At 37.2% G+C, this 17,460-nt stretch carries 12 protein-coding genes and 1 pseudogene; 4 read left to right on the forward strand and 9 right to left on the reverse strand.

Annotated elements, in window-relative coordinates:
• Positions 1-219: 219 nt before the first annotated feature.
• From PQ459_14260 to PQ459_14270, 3 genes are all read right to left on the reverse strand, one after another.
• A complete protein-coding gene (locus PQ459_14260; protein ID WDF46060.1) occupies positions 220-1,221 on the reverse strand; it encodes a gluconolaconase in 1,002 nt (333 codons plus the stop codon).
• Positions 1,190-2,368 (reverse strand): PQQ-dependent sugar dehydrogenase, encoded by a 1,179-nt coding sequence (locus PQ459_14265; GenBank protein ID WDF46061.1) that lies wholly within the window; start codon positions 2,366-2,368, stop codon positions 1,190-1,192. Before PQ459_14265 ends, PQ459_14260 begins: the two co-directional genes overlap by 32 nt.
• Before the next feature lie 493 nt (positions 2,369-2,861).
• Positions 2,862-5,003, reverse strand: a complete 2,142-nt coding sequence (locus tag PQ459_14270) for a catalase (protein WDF46062.1) — start codon at positions 5,001-5,003, stop codon at positions 2,862-2,864.
• Between the two features lie 441 nt (positions 5,004-5,444).
• Here PQ459_14270 and PQ459_14275 point away from each other — a divergent pair, with 441 nt between their 5' ends.
• Positions 5,445-5,915, forward strand: a complete 471-nt coding sequence (locus tag PQ459_14275; GenBank protein ID WDF46063.1) for a PA2169 family four-helix-bundle protein — start codon at positions 5,445-5,447, stop codon at positions 5,913-5,915.
• A 123-nt stretch (positions 5,916-6,038) separates the two neighbouring features.
• Here PQ459_14275 and PQ459_14280 read toward each other — a convergent pair whose 3' ends face one another.
• The 3 genes from PQ459_14280 to PQ459_14290 all read right to left on the reverse strand — a co-directional run bounded on the left by PQ459_14280 (position 6,039) and on the right by PQ459_14290 (position 7,815).
• The gene (locus PQ459_14280; protein ID WDF46064.1) at positions 6,039-6,254 is read right to left on the reverse strand and encodes a hypothetical protein; all 216 of its coding nucleotides are present in this window, start codon (positions 6,252-6,254) and stop codon (positions 6,039-6,041) included.
• A 35-nt stretch (positions 6,255-6,289) separates the two neighbouring features.
• On the reverse strand, positions 6,290-6,775 hold the full coding sequence (locus PQ459_14285; protein WDF46065.1) for an alpha-ketoglutarate-dependent dioxygenase AlkB: 486 nt from the start codon (positions 6,773-6,775) through the stop codon (positions 6,290-6,292).
• Between the two features lie 269 nt (positions 6,776-7,044).
• Entirely contained in the window at positions 7,045-7,815 is a 771-nt protein-coding gene (locus PQ459_14290) for a helix-turn-helix domain-containing protein (GenBank protein ID WDF46066.1), read from the reverse strand.
• 61 nt (positions 7,816-7,876) lie between these two features.
• Here PQ459_14290 and PQ459_14295 point away from each other — a divergent pair.
• Positions 7,877-8,140 (forward strand): annotated as a pseudogene (locus PQ459_14295) (DNA polymerase IV).
• A 555-nt stretch (positions 8,141-8,695) separates the two neighbouring features.
• On the opposite strand, the gene PQ459_14300 reads toward PQ459_14295, so the two are convergent.
• The 3 genes from PQ459_14300 to PQ459_14310 all read right to left on the reverse strand — a co-directional run bounded on the left by PQ459_14300 (position 8,696) and on the right by PQ459_14310 (position 14,091).
• A complete protein-coding gene (locus tag PQ459_14300; GenBank protein WDF46067.1) occupies positions 8,696-9,436 on the reverse strand; it encodes an SDR family NAD(P)-dependent oxidoreductase in 741 nt (246 codons plus the stop codon).
• Between the two features lie 76 nt (positions 9,437-9,512).
• Entirely contained in the window at positions 9,513-10,079 is a 567-nt protein-coding gene (locus PQ459_14305) for a Crp/Fnr family transcriptional regulator (GenBank protein WDF46068.1), read from the reverse strand.
• Positions 10,080-10,347: 268 nt separating this feature from the next.
• Positions 10,348-14,091 carry a T9SS type A sorting domain-containing protein gene (locus tag PQ459_14310; GenBank protein ID WDF46069.1) on the reverse strand — a complete coding sequence of 1,248 codons (3,744 nt, stop codon included), beginning with the start codon at positions 14,089-14,091 and terminating at the stop codon, positions 10,348-10,350.
• A 907-nt stretch (positions 14,092-14,998) separates the two neighbouring features.
• On the opposite strand from PQ459_14310, the gene PQ459_14315 reads away from it, so the two are divergent.
• Positions 14,999-16,063, forward strand: coding sequence for an alpha/beta hydrolase (locus PQ459_14315; GenBank protein ID WDF46070.1), 1,065 nt, complete (start codon positions 14,999-15,001; stop codon positions 16,061-16,063).
• A 106-nt stretch (positions 16,064-16,169) separates the two neighbouring features.
• Positions 16,170-17,294, forward strand: a complete 1,125-nt coding sequence (locus PQ459_14320; GenBank protein ID WDF46071.1) for a catalase family protein — start codon at positions 16,170-16,172, stop codon at positions 17,292-17,294.
• Positions 17,295-17,460 lie beyond the last annotated feature (166 nt).

The raw sequence follows: 17,460 nt of genomic DNA on the forward strand, positions 1-17,460 counted from the left end.
AATAAATAATTATAACAGGTACTACTGAAAGGCAGACTGTTTATAGTTGATCAAAGATTAACACAACGGCTTATTCGATAGCAATTCTTTTGATTAAATTAATTTCATTAGCACTAAAAGGTCGCATAATCCAAAAGTCATACTTAGAGTAACCACTGTATCAAAATGATCCCTGTGAAGACAGGGATCTGTAAAATAAAATCTGATACTATTTTGGAATTATTTTGGAAGAGGCATTAGTCTCGCATGCTGTATTGCGAATTTTTTAGAGGGAACGTTTGTGCTGTCCGTGAGCTCGGAAAACTTGGCATTCATTATCCAAACCTTATCTCTTGCTTTTGTAGCAGTGGATGGATATGTAAATCGGTCTGCTCCTAATGTCGAAGCTGACACCTTTGCAGATGACCAGTTGTCCGTCGAACTCAGTTCATAGATCTTATCACTACCTCCATTTTGTACCACCACAAGTTTGTCATCAGCAGTAAGCAATAATCCATCACCATTCATAAAAAATTGGTCAGTGCTCACCTTTGTAATATTTTTCGGCTTACTGAGGTCAATCTTGTATATGTTTCCTGTGCCACCACTAATAACTAGTAAATAACCGGAAGGATGATAGACAATACCATTCAAACCCACACCTTCTGTTTTGAACATCGGACTTTCTGCAAAGACGGACGCTTTTCCAGCCGGGGTTACCTTATAAATCACATTGGCAAAGCTATCAGTGATGTAGGCATTTTGCTGACCGTCAAAAGTCAGGTCATTGGGAAAGTGATTTCCGGGAACTAAATTTGCCAGATTTACATCATCTGTTTTCTTCCCTGTTGACATATCTATACCGACCAGACGGGCCATTTTTTTCTTGGTTTCAGGCGTGCTGAATTTGCTGTAATTGGCATCACCAATACATGCGAATACACGCTTTCCGTCTGGATGTACTTTAACGCCGTAGCTCGATTTAAATGTCGGATCTGTTATGACGGTACTGTATAAGCCTGCAGGCGTAACTTTACCAATGTTTCCCAGCCTAGCTGAAGAAACGAAATACACATCAGAAATACTGTCGTAAGCAATACCTTCAGGATATGTTTCGGGTGCATTGAATTCTATTCTGGCAGTCGGCTGATCCGGTATGGCAACTGTACAGCCAGCCAAAAGGATGCATGATACTATTTTTTTCATAATGTTATTTTTGTTTGATACTATACAAAACGCCATTGGCGTCATCCGAAATAAACACTGTTCCTGTCTGCGTTATGGCAAGACCAGCAGGTCTTCCAAATCTCGTTTTTCCTTGAAGAAAACCAGTAAGAAAATCTTCTGCCGCCACTGGCTGACCATTCGAAAATTTTATCTTCTGTACTTTAAAGCCGACCGATTTACTTCTGTTCCACGATCCATGCCAATTGACAAGCGCATAACCACTATATGACGAACCGGCAGGAAAAAACTGAAATCCGAGTGGTGCCATATGGGCTTGAAATTCCATAACTGATGACTCGGTTGTTTCCACCCACTTTTCCTTGCTGTTACCAGCCGGATCTTCTCGGGACTTATCGACTTCTTTTTTGGCGTAGGCAAAGGGATAGCCATAATTTTTACCTTCTTTGATGTTGTTAAGCTCTTCAGGCGGCCAGTCGTCTCCCTTCGCATCACCGCCGTTGTCCACGCCCCACAATTCGTTGTTTGCTGGACTCCAGTCAAAACCAATTGTATTTCTGAGACCTGATGCAAAAATGCTGCGTTTCCACGTTAAAGGATCGACCTGTATCATAGTTGCTGCCTCTTTATCGGATTCTTTACAATCATTACATAGCGATCCGATTGAAATATAAAGTTTACCATCCGGTCCAAAATCCATCGTTCTGTTAGGATGCTGTCCTGCACTTGGCATATCTTTAAAGAGCATCTGGCTCAAACCTAATGTTCCATCAGCATTCATTTGATACCGTCGTAATTCATTATTATTGCATAGATAGAGCCAACCATCTTTCATCGTAATACCATGAACACCTTTGAATTCTGCTACAACAGTTTTTATCTCTTCGAACTGGCCATCCCCGTTGGGATCCTTTAAAAGAAGGACATCACCTGTATCACGTCTTGTAATATAAAGATCACCATTAGGTGTGTAATAAAGCATTCGCGGCTTGCCGAGACCTGATGCTGCAATTGAAACTTTCCAGCCACTAGGTACTTTTAAAAGGCTGACCATTTCCGGAAGAAAATCCAAATGCTCCGCATAGTTTGTAGAGTGCGTAATTGTTGTCACTTCTTTTGGGGGAACGCCGCGCTGGGCTGATATATTCGAAAATACAAAAGCACCAACAAAGGGCATCATTTTTAAAATAGTTTTATTTTTCATACTTTCTGATTTATTTATTTTCAACTTTACAAATATCAGACCCGAATTGACAAATTGATAAAATTTTAAGTAAATAATAGTAATAATCTAAATAAAATCGATTTCCATTGATACATTTAAAAAATATAACAGCAATTTAATAACATTATGATCTTAATCATAACTCTATTAAAATAATATTGTTTATTACGGCTTTAAAAACAACGCCTTATCTCCAAAATTCGTTGTACATATAATACTTAAAACCTATGCGTTGTGGTATAACTCGTCGCCATGCCTATTTAATACATTCAGATTTAAAATAATAAAGACTGAATTCAATTATAATTCTTTGCACAGCGAACTCTCATTGAATTAACTTTTGAAAAATGAATATTGCCTAAAATGTGGGTAACTGCTATAATAAATATTGAAATCGATCGGAATATTTCAAAAAAAAAGACCGTAAAAAACGGTCCTTTTTTTCTGATAATTCAAAAATTATTATCCTAATCTATGATGGATTATTCCTTTCCATTTCCAATTCCCAAACTCTATGATTTGCTACAGCATTTATAAAAGTTTCATCAGAACTTTTACTGCCGGAAATGATGATGGCCGGATCTTCGTGAGTTTTTTTGCTTACCTGGCTTGCTTTATATATTTCGTCTGTGTCCGTTCCAAAATAAATAGCCTTACAATGCTTGTATGCTTCATTTACAAATAGAATCGTTCCTGGTTTATTATCTTCATTCAATAAATTTTCAGCAGATTTTTTACCGCTGCAAACATATAGCGCATCAAAACAAACGCTTGCAGTGCTTGTCAAAGAATGTTTTGGGGTGAAACTACTGCCATCATCTCCTGTAACCGGTGATAAACTTCCAGCTATAACCTGGATCATAGCACCTTTCGATTCTAATTTCGATTTTAAAGAGTTGACTTCCGCAGCACTGACACCATCTTCCATAATGAAACCAATCACTCTGCTTTTTATTGAGTCCTTAACCGTATTTTTCATACTTAAAGCATCAGAGCTCTTTGTTAACGGTTCTTTCTCGGCGCTTTGAAGCGTTTTTGGATCTGCATCTGCTGGAATACTTCCATTAGGCTGTTTTAGTTTTGTAACTCCAACACCTACTTTTTTGGCTACCAAAGCTGCTAAATCTTTATTAATAAAAGCTAATTGCCCGACTACTCTTTCACGGATTGCAGGAATGGTCACTTTTGACAATTCAAATATCAGGGCATTTTGAAGGTGCTTTTTTTCCGGAGCAGACTGGCTGTTATAAAATAATTTTGCTTGAGAGTAATGATCTACAAAACTCTCGCTTCTTGCCCTTACCTTATGTCCGTCTACTCTTTCTTCCTGAGATGCAAACCCGCCGTCTTTCCACATCGCTTGAAATGGACAGCCGCCTCCTATTGAGTTCGGTTCATAGCTTACTTTACCCTTCGAAATCTGCTGACGCATATGGCCATCGCGTTGATTGTTGTGAACTGTATTGATTGATCTGTTGATCGGAATCTCGTGGAAATTTGGCGATCCCAATCTAGACAGCTGTGTATCGGTATAAGAAAATAATCTGCCCTGCAACAATGGATCATTACTGAAATCAATCCCTGGAACCAAATGTCCCGGATGGAAAGCGATCTGCTCAGTTTCTGCAAAAAAATTATCCGGATTTCTATTCAACGTGAGTGTTCCCACCAGCTCAACCGGTACCTCCTCTTCAGGAATCAGTTTGGTTGGATCCAGAAGATCAAAATCAAATTTGTGTTCATCTTCTTCTGGAATGATCTGCACGCCAAAGTCCCATTCCGGAAAAGCACCATTTTCAATCGCATCCCAAAGATCTCTTCTATGGAAATCCGGATCTTTTCCAGAAATCTTCGTTGCTTCATCCCAAGCCACAGAGTGAACACCTAATTTTGGTTTAAAATGGAATTTCACAAAGTGCATCTTGCCTGCTTCGTTGATAAATTTAAAAGTATGGACTCCAAAACCTTCCATCATCCTGTAGCTTCTCGGAATTGCCCTGTCACTCATCGCCCACATAATCATATGCATACTTTCCGGCATCAATGAAATAAAATCCCAAAACGTATCGTGAGCTGATGCGGCCTGTGGAATAGCATTATCTGGTTCAGGTTTTACAGCATGAACCAAGTCGGGAAATTTCATTGCATCCTGTATGAAAAATACAGGAATATTATTTCCGACGAGATCATAATTACCTTCTTCCGTATAAAATTTTATAGCAAAACCCCTCACGTCTCTAGCAAGATCTGTACTCCCTGCACTTCCTGCAACGGTAGAAAAACGGACAAAAACCGGTGTTTCTTTCCCTTCTTCTGACAAGAATTTAGCTTTCGTATATTTTGCAAGACTTTTATTAAGTTTAAAAGTTCCGTGCGCTCCTGAACCTCTTGCGTGAACAATTCTTTCAGGAATTCTTTCGTGGTCAAAATGGGTAATTTTTTCTCTTAGGATAAAATCTTCCAACAGACTTGGACCTCTTTCTCCAGACTTTAAAGAGTCTTGATTATTGCTAATCTTTAGACCTTGATTGGTGGTCAGCGCCTGATCAGAATTATCTGTCGTATGATTCTCGAGCTGATGTAACTTTTCATCGGAAAAATCCTTTTTTTTCATAATATTAATATTTGGGTGTTTGCTAAATTTAATCATGATTTAACAAATACTGTACCTGTGATAAACTATAAATACTATCAATAATGGGTATAAATAATCAAAACAGATTGGATGATATAATGTACTATAGTAGATGAGCTTATAACCGCTTATCTAGTGGAAGGCTCAATTTAACTTATATTTGATGAAGGAGGACAATTAAATAAAATTCTTCTTTATATGTTTGTACTAATGCTAGGATTATTCTGCGTCTTTTTAGATAGCACAAAAATTTTTAGCAAAAAATATTAAGTAAAAAAAGGTAACAGAATATAAATATTACCATATTAGATCAAATACACAAATAAATCAACTGCAAAGCATAATGTTTTCACAAAATATCTAAACCACTTTATGAGGCACCATTCTTGTAAAACTATTGATACACTAAATAAAAATATTATGAACAATGACAAAACAATTTCAGTACTCAACGATTTACTGAATATTACGAATGACAGAATTGCAGGCTTTTCAAAAGTAGAAGATAAAGTTTGGGAAACACACTCTGATTTAAAATCAGCTTACGATGATTTAAAATCAGCTTACGATGATATGGTTTCAAGATCTACAGATATGAAAAACGATCTAATCAACCTTATCAATACAAAAGGTGGAGAAGCTGATAACTCAACAAGTGTGTCTGGGGCTTTTCACAGAGCTTGGATCGATGTTAAAAATACCTTTGCAACCGATAAAGATGAATCAACACTTGAGAATGTAGTATTTGGAGAAAAAGCAGCAATAGATGCTTACCAGGACGCGTTGGACAGTGGAGACCTATGCCCTGAAAGTACCACACTAATCTTAGACCAGCTCCATCACCTTAAGGCTTCCTATGCTAAATTTGAAACTTTGGAAAGCATCAGCTAAAGTTTTGTGAATACTGATTTTATTGATTAGTATCAAACAAAAGGAGATAAAAATAATTTAACTTATTTTTATCTCCTTTTTAGTTTGAACTTACAGGTAAATAATTATTGTGAGAGTAATAATTTATTCACTACCAATTTTTTTCTGAAATGCACTGATACCAGCAAGCTTATCAGTGCTTATCTGATAAACAACTTCGACACAAAAGGATGACATTTCGTACAATACGAATTTCAACATATCTGTACTGGTTTCACTGATGACTTTTCCTTGAATTATTACCAGCTCATATTGAGACTGATTGGTAAGATTCTTAAAATCATAATATGAAATAGCCATAATATTAAGTGTTATTTTTTTGTTTACTTGTAGATTTACAGATCACGGATCAAACGAAATGTCAGATTAATTCTCTCTTTCATAAGTATTGTAGATTTAGCGATCCGATGTTCCCAATGTTCCTGCAGATCACCTTTCATAATGAGAAGGGATCCGTTTGTAAGTGGCAGGCTGTATTTGCTCTGATGATGTTCCTTTTTTCTGAAATCAAAGTTTCTTGTTTCGCCTAAACTGATAGAGGCGATCACTGGGCGCTTTCCATACCTGCTCTCTTTATCCCGGTGCCAGGCAACTGAATCATTGTTGTCACGATAAAGATTTAATAGAACACCATTAAACCGGTAACCGAATTCTTTTTCTATTCTTTCTTTTAAAGTTATCAACTCCGGGGTCCAGGAGTTGGTGTTTGATGTATTATTATCTGCTGACTCGTTGTCTTTTGAATCCCCGTACCAAGCTGTTAACCTTGGCGTTATAACCATCTTATCATACATTTTCTGAATACGTTGTTCCCAGGGCACGGTCTGAAGCAGATGGTCTTTTAATCCATCAGCCTCTTCCCGCTCAGGAAATTCTCTTTGTATTCCAAAAGGTCTTTTGGAAATTCGTAGAATTCTGCGGGATCAAATAAACTCAATTGTCCCATTGTGATTTTAAATAAAATATTTATTTTTGTTTAATCCCGTTCAATGGGATTAATTTTTTTTCATCATTTGTGTTTTTAGCTTCCCTTCGGGGAAGTTTTCTGAATAACTAAGTTCTAAATAAGCTTTTCGAAATAGATTTAACCCTAATCTACAATTTTTGATTTGATTTGCTTTATATCGGTTTTGATCTCTTTGATAAAATTTTGAATATGATGTTCTGAGAATTCATCAGGCTCATATTCTTTTGTATTGATACTGCATGCAAATTCCCAGATCTCTTTGATCTCAGGCAATGGAATTTTGTACGGCTCATAAAATTGATTGTCAGCCTTAACCCAAATACCATCTGCTTCGTGAAACTGAAATCTTTTGTAACTGATACCATCATTGGTTGTGATGAAAACATAAGTTCTGTCTGTTTTCAGATCCGAAAGATTTTCGACATACTTCCCTACGATGTAGGTTCCATTCTTATAGGGTGGCATTGAATCTCCGTCAGCGGGGAATGCCCTGAACTTACCACCTTTCAAGAATGGTAACGATATGGTCTCCAGACTTTCTATGTATTCCGGATCTCCATAGCCGTTTAAGTAACCCATAGAAGCTTTTTGTGGAATAATCTCAATCTGATCATTTCCATCCTGATCAACTCTAATAGGAAGAACGATTCTATTATCGGGAAGTTCTATAATTTCGTCTATAGAAAATTTTCTGACATCTACCGTTAACAAAAGGTCGATGCTGATATTATAGAATTTTGAAATTCTAATCAATATTTCACTCGGAGGTTCTGATCTTCCATATTCATACGCGACATATCTGGATCGGGTTAGAATTAACAGATCCGCCAGCTCTTGCTGCGTCATATTTTTCTTACCTCTCAAAAACGTGATATTATCAGAGAATTTCGACATTGTTACAATTTTAGACAACAAAAATACAAAATTTGTTTCAAAACGTAACTAAGCTTGTACAATGAAAAGAGCAATTGCAAATATGGACCTAGATACTTTCTTTGTCTCCTGTGAACCGCTGAGAAACTCCGAATTGGAGAAAAAGCATGTGATCATAGGAGGTAGAGACCGTGGTGTGGTGGCATCATGCTCATATGAGGTCAGGAAATTCGGAGTACGGTTTGCGATGCCTATCAAGATGGCACTGCGATTATGTCCGGAAGCAAAAGTGATCAAGGTTAATATTTACGTATTTGCAAACCTCTTGCAGGATCTAATAGTTGAAAATCCTGGGCTTAATTATTTGCGCGAAGTTATATACGCAATTTTAGTTAGGCGTGATTTCAACATATTTGCAATATTTGATTTCATAAGGGGGGCTGTAATATTAGATAAGCTATTTTCAGGAGCAGAACTATTACAGTTAGCAACTAGTTTTACTGTATTTGGTTATCGTCTATCTGAAAACATCGATTTGGCAAGCAATCAAGAAGGAGTAAAGACTGAAGTAAAAAGTCAGGTACAGGCAATGGATAAACAGCTTTTAAAATATCAGAACGAACTCAACAAAATACTATCAAAGCGAAAGAAACGATGCTAAAATCAGTAGATGCTTATCTCAAAATAAATAATGCTAATAAGCATTTAGATAGTTTTGTGAGATTTTAAAAGTAATTATTAACTCTTTGGGTATTGCCGAAGTGGGGCATTTGAAACCGTCAGTAAAAATATAGTGCAAAGGCTGATATAAGTAACAATTGTTGATGAGCTCCGTCAGCCCCCATTATGGAAATACCTTGTTACAGGCAGTGTTTTTAGTTTCCTTAGTATTCACCGTCTTTTACCAAGGACAACTTGCAGGTTCTGGAAAGTATTCTTCGCTAATAAACTTTCCTGTTGGTCCCTTTTCGTCAATCATAGCATATTTAGCAATTCGTTTTCCTGCTAGTTCAGGAGTACTTGTACCTTGATGTCCTGTAAAATCAGTTTGGGTATAACCTGGGCAAACCATATTTATTTTAAATTTACTACTGTCACGAAGTTCATACGCAAGATTTACAGTGTACATATTTAATGCTGCTTTACTTGATTGATATACCGATGTTTTAAATTCATTTGTGGGACTTTCTGGATTAGAAGCAATTGTAATTGAAGCCATAGCAGTACTTACATTTACAATTCGAGGTTGTTCTGATTTTTTTAGTAACTCAACAAATATTTGCGTTACACTTACTACTCCAAATAGATTAGTTGCAAATACTGAATAGAATTGTTCCAATGTGGCAGTAAGTGCTGATTGTGGAAAACCACCAGAAATTCCTGCATTATTTATCAAAACATCTAATTTACCTTGTTCCTTTTCAATGATGTTTTTAGCTGATAAAATAGATTTTGAATTGGTAACATCTAATTCAATAGCTTTTATATTTCCAAACCCACTTGCTAATAGATCATTTACTGCTACTTCTCCTTTCTGAATATCTCTACAACCAATGTAAACAAAATATTCATTTTGTAATAACTCTCTTGCTGTGGCTAAACCAATACCTTTATTAGCCCCTGTGATTAATGCTGATTTCATTTTTTATTCTTTTTTAAATTAATAATGCAAAATTGCAATGAATAAAAATGAGCTGATTTACCATTTGGTAAAAAATCTAACGTATATTTTTTCTAATTCTGCTTAATGATTGTTGAGTAACTCCTAAATAAGATGCAATATAAGTTAAAGGTATTCTATTGATAAGGGATGGATGATTATTCATAAATTCAAGATACCGAGTAGTAGCATCTTCTGAAATTACAGGACTTTTTCTCGATTTTTGATAAAGGCATTTTTGAACCATTTTGTTTTTGATATTATCCCAACCCACAATGGTATGAGTAAGCTCATCCCAATCATCGTTTGAAAATAAGATCAGTTTACAATCAGTACAAGCCTGCAAATATTCAGTAGATACTGTATTAGCTTTAAAATTAATATAGTCAGCTATAAGGCTATTTTCAGTTATGAAACATCGGGTAATTTCTTCACCTTTGTTATTGTAATAACAACCACGAACAACGCCGTCCACAAGGAAACCGACTTGTCGGGGAATTTTTCCCGCTTCGGAAAAATAGTTTTCTTTCGAAAGTTTTAACTCTTTAGCTTTGCCTGCAATAAGGTCAATTTGCTGTTTGTTCAAGTTGCCAAATTGCAAAATATATTCTATCAATTCTTCCATTGTCGCAAAGTTAGCAAATAGCTACGTCTGTCATTTACCAATTGGTAAAAAGCAGGTTGTGATGTCAAATTATTTTAATTGGCTTGGGTGTCCTAACATTGCCTGTAACTTTTATATAACCGCTGTATTTACAGCGCGTATCTATCCATATTCGACTGAATATGCGATAAAATACACGCTTTTATCTTTTTTCAGTTTATTATTACCTAACAAAAAAAAGAGCCATTACATTTGCAATGGCTCTTTTTAGAATAATTTTATTAAATTATTATTTCTTAACAAACTTGATTGTTTGTACACCCTTATCTGTAAAGATGTTAATCAGATAAGTTCCTTGAATCAATGTGTGGACGTTTAGTTTCCTTTCGTTCGACATTGTTCTCTCAGAGATTTTCTTACCATCAATAGACATAATCACAATCTTAGTAATTTTATCTTCACCACTGAAATGTAATATATCATTAACTGGGTTTGGATAAATTTGAAGCTTGATATTACTGCTCGGATTATTCACTCCTAAAGTATCATTATAAGCCAAAACAGCTAGCGACGTTTTAGACTCGCATCCACCAATTGTCTGAGTAGCGTAATAAGATTTATTATTTACTATTAAAGTAGTCATCGGTAAAGCATTGATGTGATCTGTCGCATCAGTAGCTGTTGCATACCATTTAATTCCCTGACCATTAACAATCAGTACACTCAGTGTATCTCCCGAATTGAAAGTTTGTGTTGTAATACCAGTCGGCGCATTCACCACATCTGCTTGGGTGATTGTAAATGATTGAGTTGTCTGACAACCATTGGCATCTGTTACAGTGACTAGGTATGGTCCTGCTGCAAGGCCGTTTGCGGTAGCTGCTGTTCCTCCACTTGGTGACCAACTGTAAGAGTATAATCCAGTTCCGCCAGTAACATTCACTGTTGCGGAACCAGTTGCACTACCATTACAAGACACATTGGTTTGTGATCCTGCTGTTGCTACCAATGCTGTTGGTTCTGTTATTGTTACAGATACATTTCCTGTACATCCATTGGCATCTTTTACAGTTACAGTATAAGTTCCCGCTGTTAATCCCGCTCTGTCCTTTGTAAGGATACCACCGCCCCAGTTATATGTGTACGGCGCAGTTCCGCCAGATGGAGTGAGTGTAATTGATCCATTGGATCCGCCATTACAGCTTACATTATTTTTAGTTGCAGATGCACTAACTGATGATACTGTCAAAGCTACACTGTTGGATGTTGCTGTAGGTGCACAAACCCCTGATGCAACAACTCTATATAAGTAACCATTTAATCCCGCTGTTGCTCCTGTTATTGTTAATGTAGAGGATGTAGCTCCTGAATATGGTGCTCCATTGCTGATATTGATAAAACCCGCTCCCTGATCTACTTGCCATTGGTAACCTGTAGCATTGCTTGCTGTTGCTGTAAAAGTAGTTGTTGCTCCTGCGCAGATGGTACCTGCACTTGGCTGGGATGTTATCGCAGGTGCTGAATTTACTGTCAGTGTTGCACTGTTGGATGTTGCCGCAGGCGAACAAGCTCCAGTAGCTACAACTCTGTAAGCATAACCATTTAATCCCGCTGTTGCTTCTGTTATAGTCAATGTTCCTGTGGTAGCTCCTGAATATAGTGTTCCATTGCTGATATTGATAAATCCTGCTCCCTGATCAACTTGCCATTGGTAACCCGTAGCATTGCTAAATACTGCCGAGAAAGTTGTGTTAGATCCCGCACAAACAGTTCTTGCACTTGGCTGGGATGTTATCGCAGGTGCTGAATTTACTGTCAGTGTTGCACTGTTGGATGTTGCCGCAGGCGAACAAGATCCAGTAGCTACAACTCTGTAAGCGTAACCATTCAAAGCAGATGTTGCTCCTGTTATCGTTAATGTAGAGGATGTAGCTCCAGAATATGGTGCTACATTGCTGATATTGATAAAACCCGCTCCCTGATCAACTTGCCATTGATAACCTGTAGCATTGTTAAATACTGCAGAGAAAGTTGTGTTAGATCCCGCACAAATAGTTCTTGCACTTGGCTGAGAAGCTATCGCAGGTACTGAATTTACTGTCAATGTTGCACTGTTGGATGTTGCCGCAGGCGAACAAGCTCCAGTAGCTACAACTCTGTAAGCGTAACCATTCAAAGCAGATGTTGCTCCTGTTATAGTTAATGTTCCTGTGGTGGCTCCTGAATATGGTGCTCCATTGCTGATATTGATAAATCCTGCTCCCTGATCAACTTGCCATTGGTAACCTGTAGCATTGCTAAATACTGCCGAGAAAGTTGTGTTAGATCCCGCACAAACAGTTCTTGCACTTGGCTGGGATGTTATCGCAGGTGCTGAATTTACTGTCAGTGTTGCACTGTTGGATGTTGCCGCAGGCGAACAAGATCCAGTAGCTACAACTCTGTAAGCGTAACCATTCAAAGCAGATGTTGCTCCTGTTATTGTTAATGTAGAGGATGTAGCTCCTGAATATGGTGCTCCATTGCTGATATTGATAAAACCCGCTCCCTGATCTACTTGCCATTGGTAACCTGTAGCATTGCTTGCTGTTGCTGTAAAAGTAGTTGTTGCTCCTGCGCAGATGGTACCTGCACTTGGCTGGGATGTTATCGCAGGTGCTGAATTTACTGTCAGTGTTGCACTGTTGGATGTTGCCGCAGGCGAACAAGATCCAGTAGCTACAACTCTGTATGCATAACCATTCAAAGCAGCTGTTGCTCCTGTTATAGTCAATGTTGCTGTGGTGGCTCCTGAATATGGTGTTTCATTACTGATATTGATAAATCCTGCTCCCTGATCTACTTGCCATTGATAACCTGTAGCATTGCTAAATACTGCAGAGAAAGTTGTGTTAGATCCTGCACAAATAGTTTTTGAACTTGGCTGCGAATTAACAGATGGCGAAGAATTAACCGTCAAAGTCGCTCCATTGGATACAGCTACCGGTGCACAAGTGCCTGTTGCTATTAATCTATATATATAACCATTAAAAGCAGCTGTTGCTCCTGTTATAGTTAATGTAGCTGTTGTAGTTCCTGAATATTGTGAATTATTACTGATATTGATAAATCCTGCTCCCTGGTCAACTTGCCATTGGTAACCAGTAGCATTATTTGCAGCAACAGTAAAAGTAGTAGTTACTCCTGCGCAAATTGTACTTGCGCTTGGCTGGGATGTTATCGCAGGTGCTGTACAAGCAGAATAAAAAGAATATCCCGTAGGTACATTAACAACTGTAGGATCATCATATTTCAAAGCAGTCCAATTGTTTCTATTTAATATAGCTGCCTTTAAAGCTGCCAGAGAAGAAAATGGAGCTCCAGCACCATTGAACTGTCCTTTCGTATAATTCTGAATATTGGTAGCAGGTGGTGTTGGCTTAAAGAAGCCCACCCAAAATGCACTGCTGGCATTTAAGCCAGGCGGCATATTGGAAGAACTTGGTCCTGCAGAACAAGCTGAATTAATCCCTATTGTATCCCATGAAGTATCAGTTGTATGTACTGAATAATAATCAATTGGGCAGTAATTCCAATGAAAACCCCCAATCATAGTTACTCCACTTGCTGCCGGGTTTCCTGCGCCACCCTGAAACGCTATAATTTGATCTCCAGATGGTGATGATAATGACAGACCATTGGCATTACTTCCCGCAATGGAAGCTACTGTGCCTTTTGCAACATTATTGACTTTGGCACTTAAACTTTGAATAACCACCTCTGTACCAGCTGTCACATTATCACTTCCCAAAGACCAGGAAATTGAGCCTTCAGTTCCGCCATTAGCGGACTGCCAAGTATTATTTCCGAAATACCCTCTGTCGGTAAAATAAATAACTGTATTAGGTTGAAGATCTTTTAAAGCTACAAAGGAAAACTTATCGTCAGTAACTGTTTTAGTTGCATCAAAGGAAGTGATTAAAATATCTCCAGCTGATAGCGTTGTCTGAGATTTTACAATGCCGGTTCCACTAAGCACCATTATAAAAATCATTAAATAGAAAGATTGTACTTTCTGCGATTTAATTTTTATAAGTTCAGGACCTGAAAAAAGATGACAGATAAGTCGCCGTAGTCCTGAAAAAATAAAATCCATTTTTAGTGTAGGATAAAATTTTCTCATGTTTATTTATTTTTTGTTTGTTCATGGTAGTTTTAGAAAAATCACAATTATAATTAATTATTAATCAATGATTTTCACAAAACTAATTATTTTTTTACAATTTCAAAATTAAATTATCGTTTTTACATACAATTGCGTATAAATACCTAATCGATCATTTGGCTCGATCCTTATTAATATAGTTTCTTCAAAGAACGCATCGATAAGACTTGATTAAATGATTGCAGTGGTTTTTCAATCGAAATGAAAATAATTTGAAAATTCTGAAATTTGAAATCTGCAGGAGAAATAATTGAAATAGATCAAAATTAGCAGTTATCATTGACCTATGATATTCGATGGATAAGGATAAATCCCCTGAGATCAAGAGGCATTCGGGAGATTGTAAGTATAACTTCCCGTGATCCATATCCGTAATAACATGAAATTGGAATATTTAAAAAAAATGATATAATTGACTTTGCATTTTTTCCATGGCAACAAATCAAAAATAATTGATAGTCATAATTTGCGATCTATTATGTGATCAATCTAAAAAGAACATCTAAAATAAGCTATCACCTTTAAAAATTCGCTGACCATATTTGCCTCGTCATTATTATATTACATCAACCTAAAAGCTCCTATATTACATCATTTACTGAAATTATGAATTATTATTGATCATTGAGCAACTATAACTATATTAATGGCACATTATTGGTTATTTTCCGAGCATAAAATTTAAAATATGAAAAACAACATTACAAATTGGTCATTGGCAATATTTTCATTAACAATGACAATATCCTGCTCAAAAAATGAATCTTCAAAATCTGTTGATTCCAAATCCGGAGATACACTAAATATCTCTACTCTAAAACCATCCGGACCAGCACCGGAATGGGGAAAAACGATCAAACCTGAAATGCAGGCTGTCATCGAAAAGCTAGCCAGCTATGGCGACAAACCCATTGAAACTCTTACTCCTGAAGAAGCTCGAAAAAACCATACGCCCACAAATGCTGTTATGGATCTTGTAAAAGAAAATAATATTGCCGTTCCAGCACCTAAGGTTGATACAACAGGAGTTAATATAAAAATTGCAGGCGGTAAAATTCACGCAAGAGTTTATACACCGAAAACCGGCAGAGAATCATACCCAATTATCGTTTACTATCATGGTGGAGGCTTCGTCATTGCGGATCTTGATGTTTACAATGCATCAGCTCAGGGATTAGCAGAGCAGACTGAATCAGTAGTGGTATCTGTTGCTTATCGTTTAGCTCCGGAAAATAAATTTCCAACAGCACATAATGATGCTTTTGCAGCCTACGAATGGGTAATTAAAAATGCCGCAACAATTAAAGGTGATCCTAAAAAAATTGCGGTGGTTGGTGAAAGTGCAGGAGGAAATCTTGCCACTAATGTATCAATTATGGCAAGAGACAAAAAAATTATGACTCCACTACATCAGGTTCTTATCTATCCGATTGCACAATCTGACATGAATACTACATCATATACCAAATACGCTGGTGCAAAACCTCTGAACAAACCGATGATGGAATGGTTTACAAAACATTACCTCAATAATATGAATGAAGCGAAAGACCCGAGGATTTCCCTAATTAATGCAAATCTAAAAGGTCTTCCCCCAACAACGATTATTACCGCGGAGATCGACCCGCTACATGATGACGGAACGATGTTGGCTGACAAGCTTTCTGCTGCAGGAGTAAAGGTGAACAGCAAAAACTACGAAGGTGTCACTCACGAATTTTACGGAATGGCGATCGTGGTACCACAGGCAAAAGAAGCTCAGGCTTATGCTGCTGAACAACTGAAAGCTGCTCTTAAATAATATCGCAACTTTATTTAAAATTTGAAACTATAAAATCCCCATTATAAGACTGGGGATTTATTTTTAGGATAATAAAAAATTTAATAATACCAAATCAATCCACAATATGAATCAGCAAGAAAAAGATAACATTAAAAATTATGTTAGATATTCAGACGAGATCGAAGTTAAGCAACCCAACGAAGATGAAGACAGTCGCGCAGTGGTAGAATCAATGGCGAGAGTCAATAAAATCATGTTTGAGAGGTATCGCCACGCCGTGCGTGATGCCCACGCCAAAAATCATGGAATTCTTCGCGGAGAATTAGAAATCTATGACAATCTGCCTGAACATCTGGCTCAAGGTCTTTTTAAAAAACCGTGGAAGTACCCAGTGATCATCCGTTTTTCTACAGCATCTGGAATGATAGAACCCGATAAAAAATCTTCTCAGCGGGGAATGGCCATTAAAGTGATCGGTGTTGAAGGCGAAAAGTTTTTAGCCGAAGATAAAGATGCTCTGACCCAGGATTTTCTTTTAGTCAATTACCCGATCATCCCAACAGGAACAGTCAAAGATTATCTTGATCAACAGAAAAAAGTCGAGGAATATATTAACACACCCGAACTTTTTCAGAGTGTTCAGGGAGCGATGCTCGTTGCGGGAAGAAAAATTAAAAATTTAATTGGAAAAGAAGAAGACCCCAATCATTTCAGTATACCCGGATCACATATTTTAGGTGACCGTTACTTCAGTATGGCAGCAATACGATACGGAGATTATGTTGCTAAAATTTCCATTGCTCCGAAATCAGAAAATGTCGCTAGCCTCCACGGGAAAGATATGGATGAAAATTTAATTAAGAATGAACCTGAAAGTTTTCTGACCACCATCGTAAAAAACTTTTTTGAAAATCAGACTGCTGTCTACGAACTCTCTGCACAGTTGTGTACTGATCTTGAAAAAATGCCGGTTGAAGATGGTTCCGTTCAATGGATGGAAGATGTCAGTCCGTTTCAGACAATAGCAAGTTTGACTATCAGTCCGCAAAACACGTTCAGCCCGGAACGAAGAGTGTATGGTGATGATGTTCTGAGTTTCAACCCTTTCCATTGTCTTTTAGAACACAGACCACTCGGTAACATCATGCGTGTAAGAAAACTCGCCTATGAAACCTCATCCAAATATCGTCATCATATGAATGCTGCACCACGCGTGGAGCCTAAAAGTATTGATGAATTGCCCGATTAACTATCTGAGCAATGTATAAAAAAAAGAAATCCTAATTCGATCAGGATTTCTTTTTTGATTAAAAATAATGTATATCTGTTTTTTTGTTAATCGATTTTTTTAAGTCGTATTTGACTGCAAGACATCACTCAAATTTAATTTAAAGTCCACTTTCATTACACAGTAT

The sequence above is a fragment of the Chryseobacterium sp. KACC 21268 genome (assembly GCA_028736075.1).
GTDB lineage: Bacteria > Bacteroidota > Bacteroidia > Flavobacteriales > Weeksellaceae > Epilithonimonas.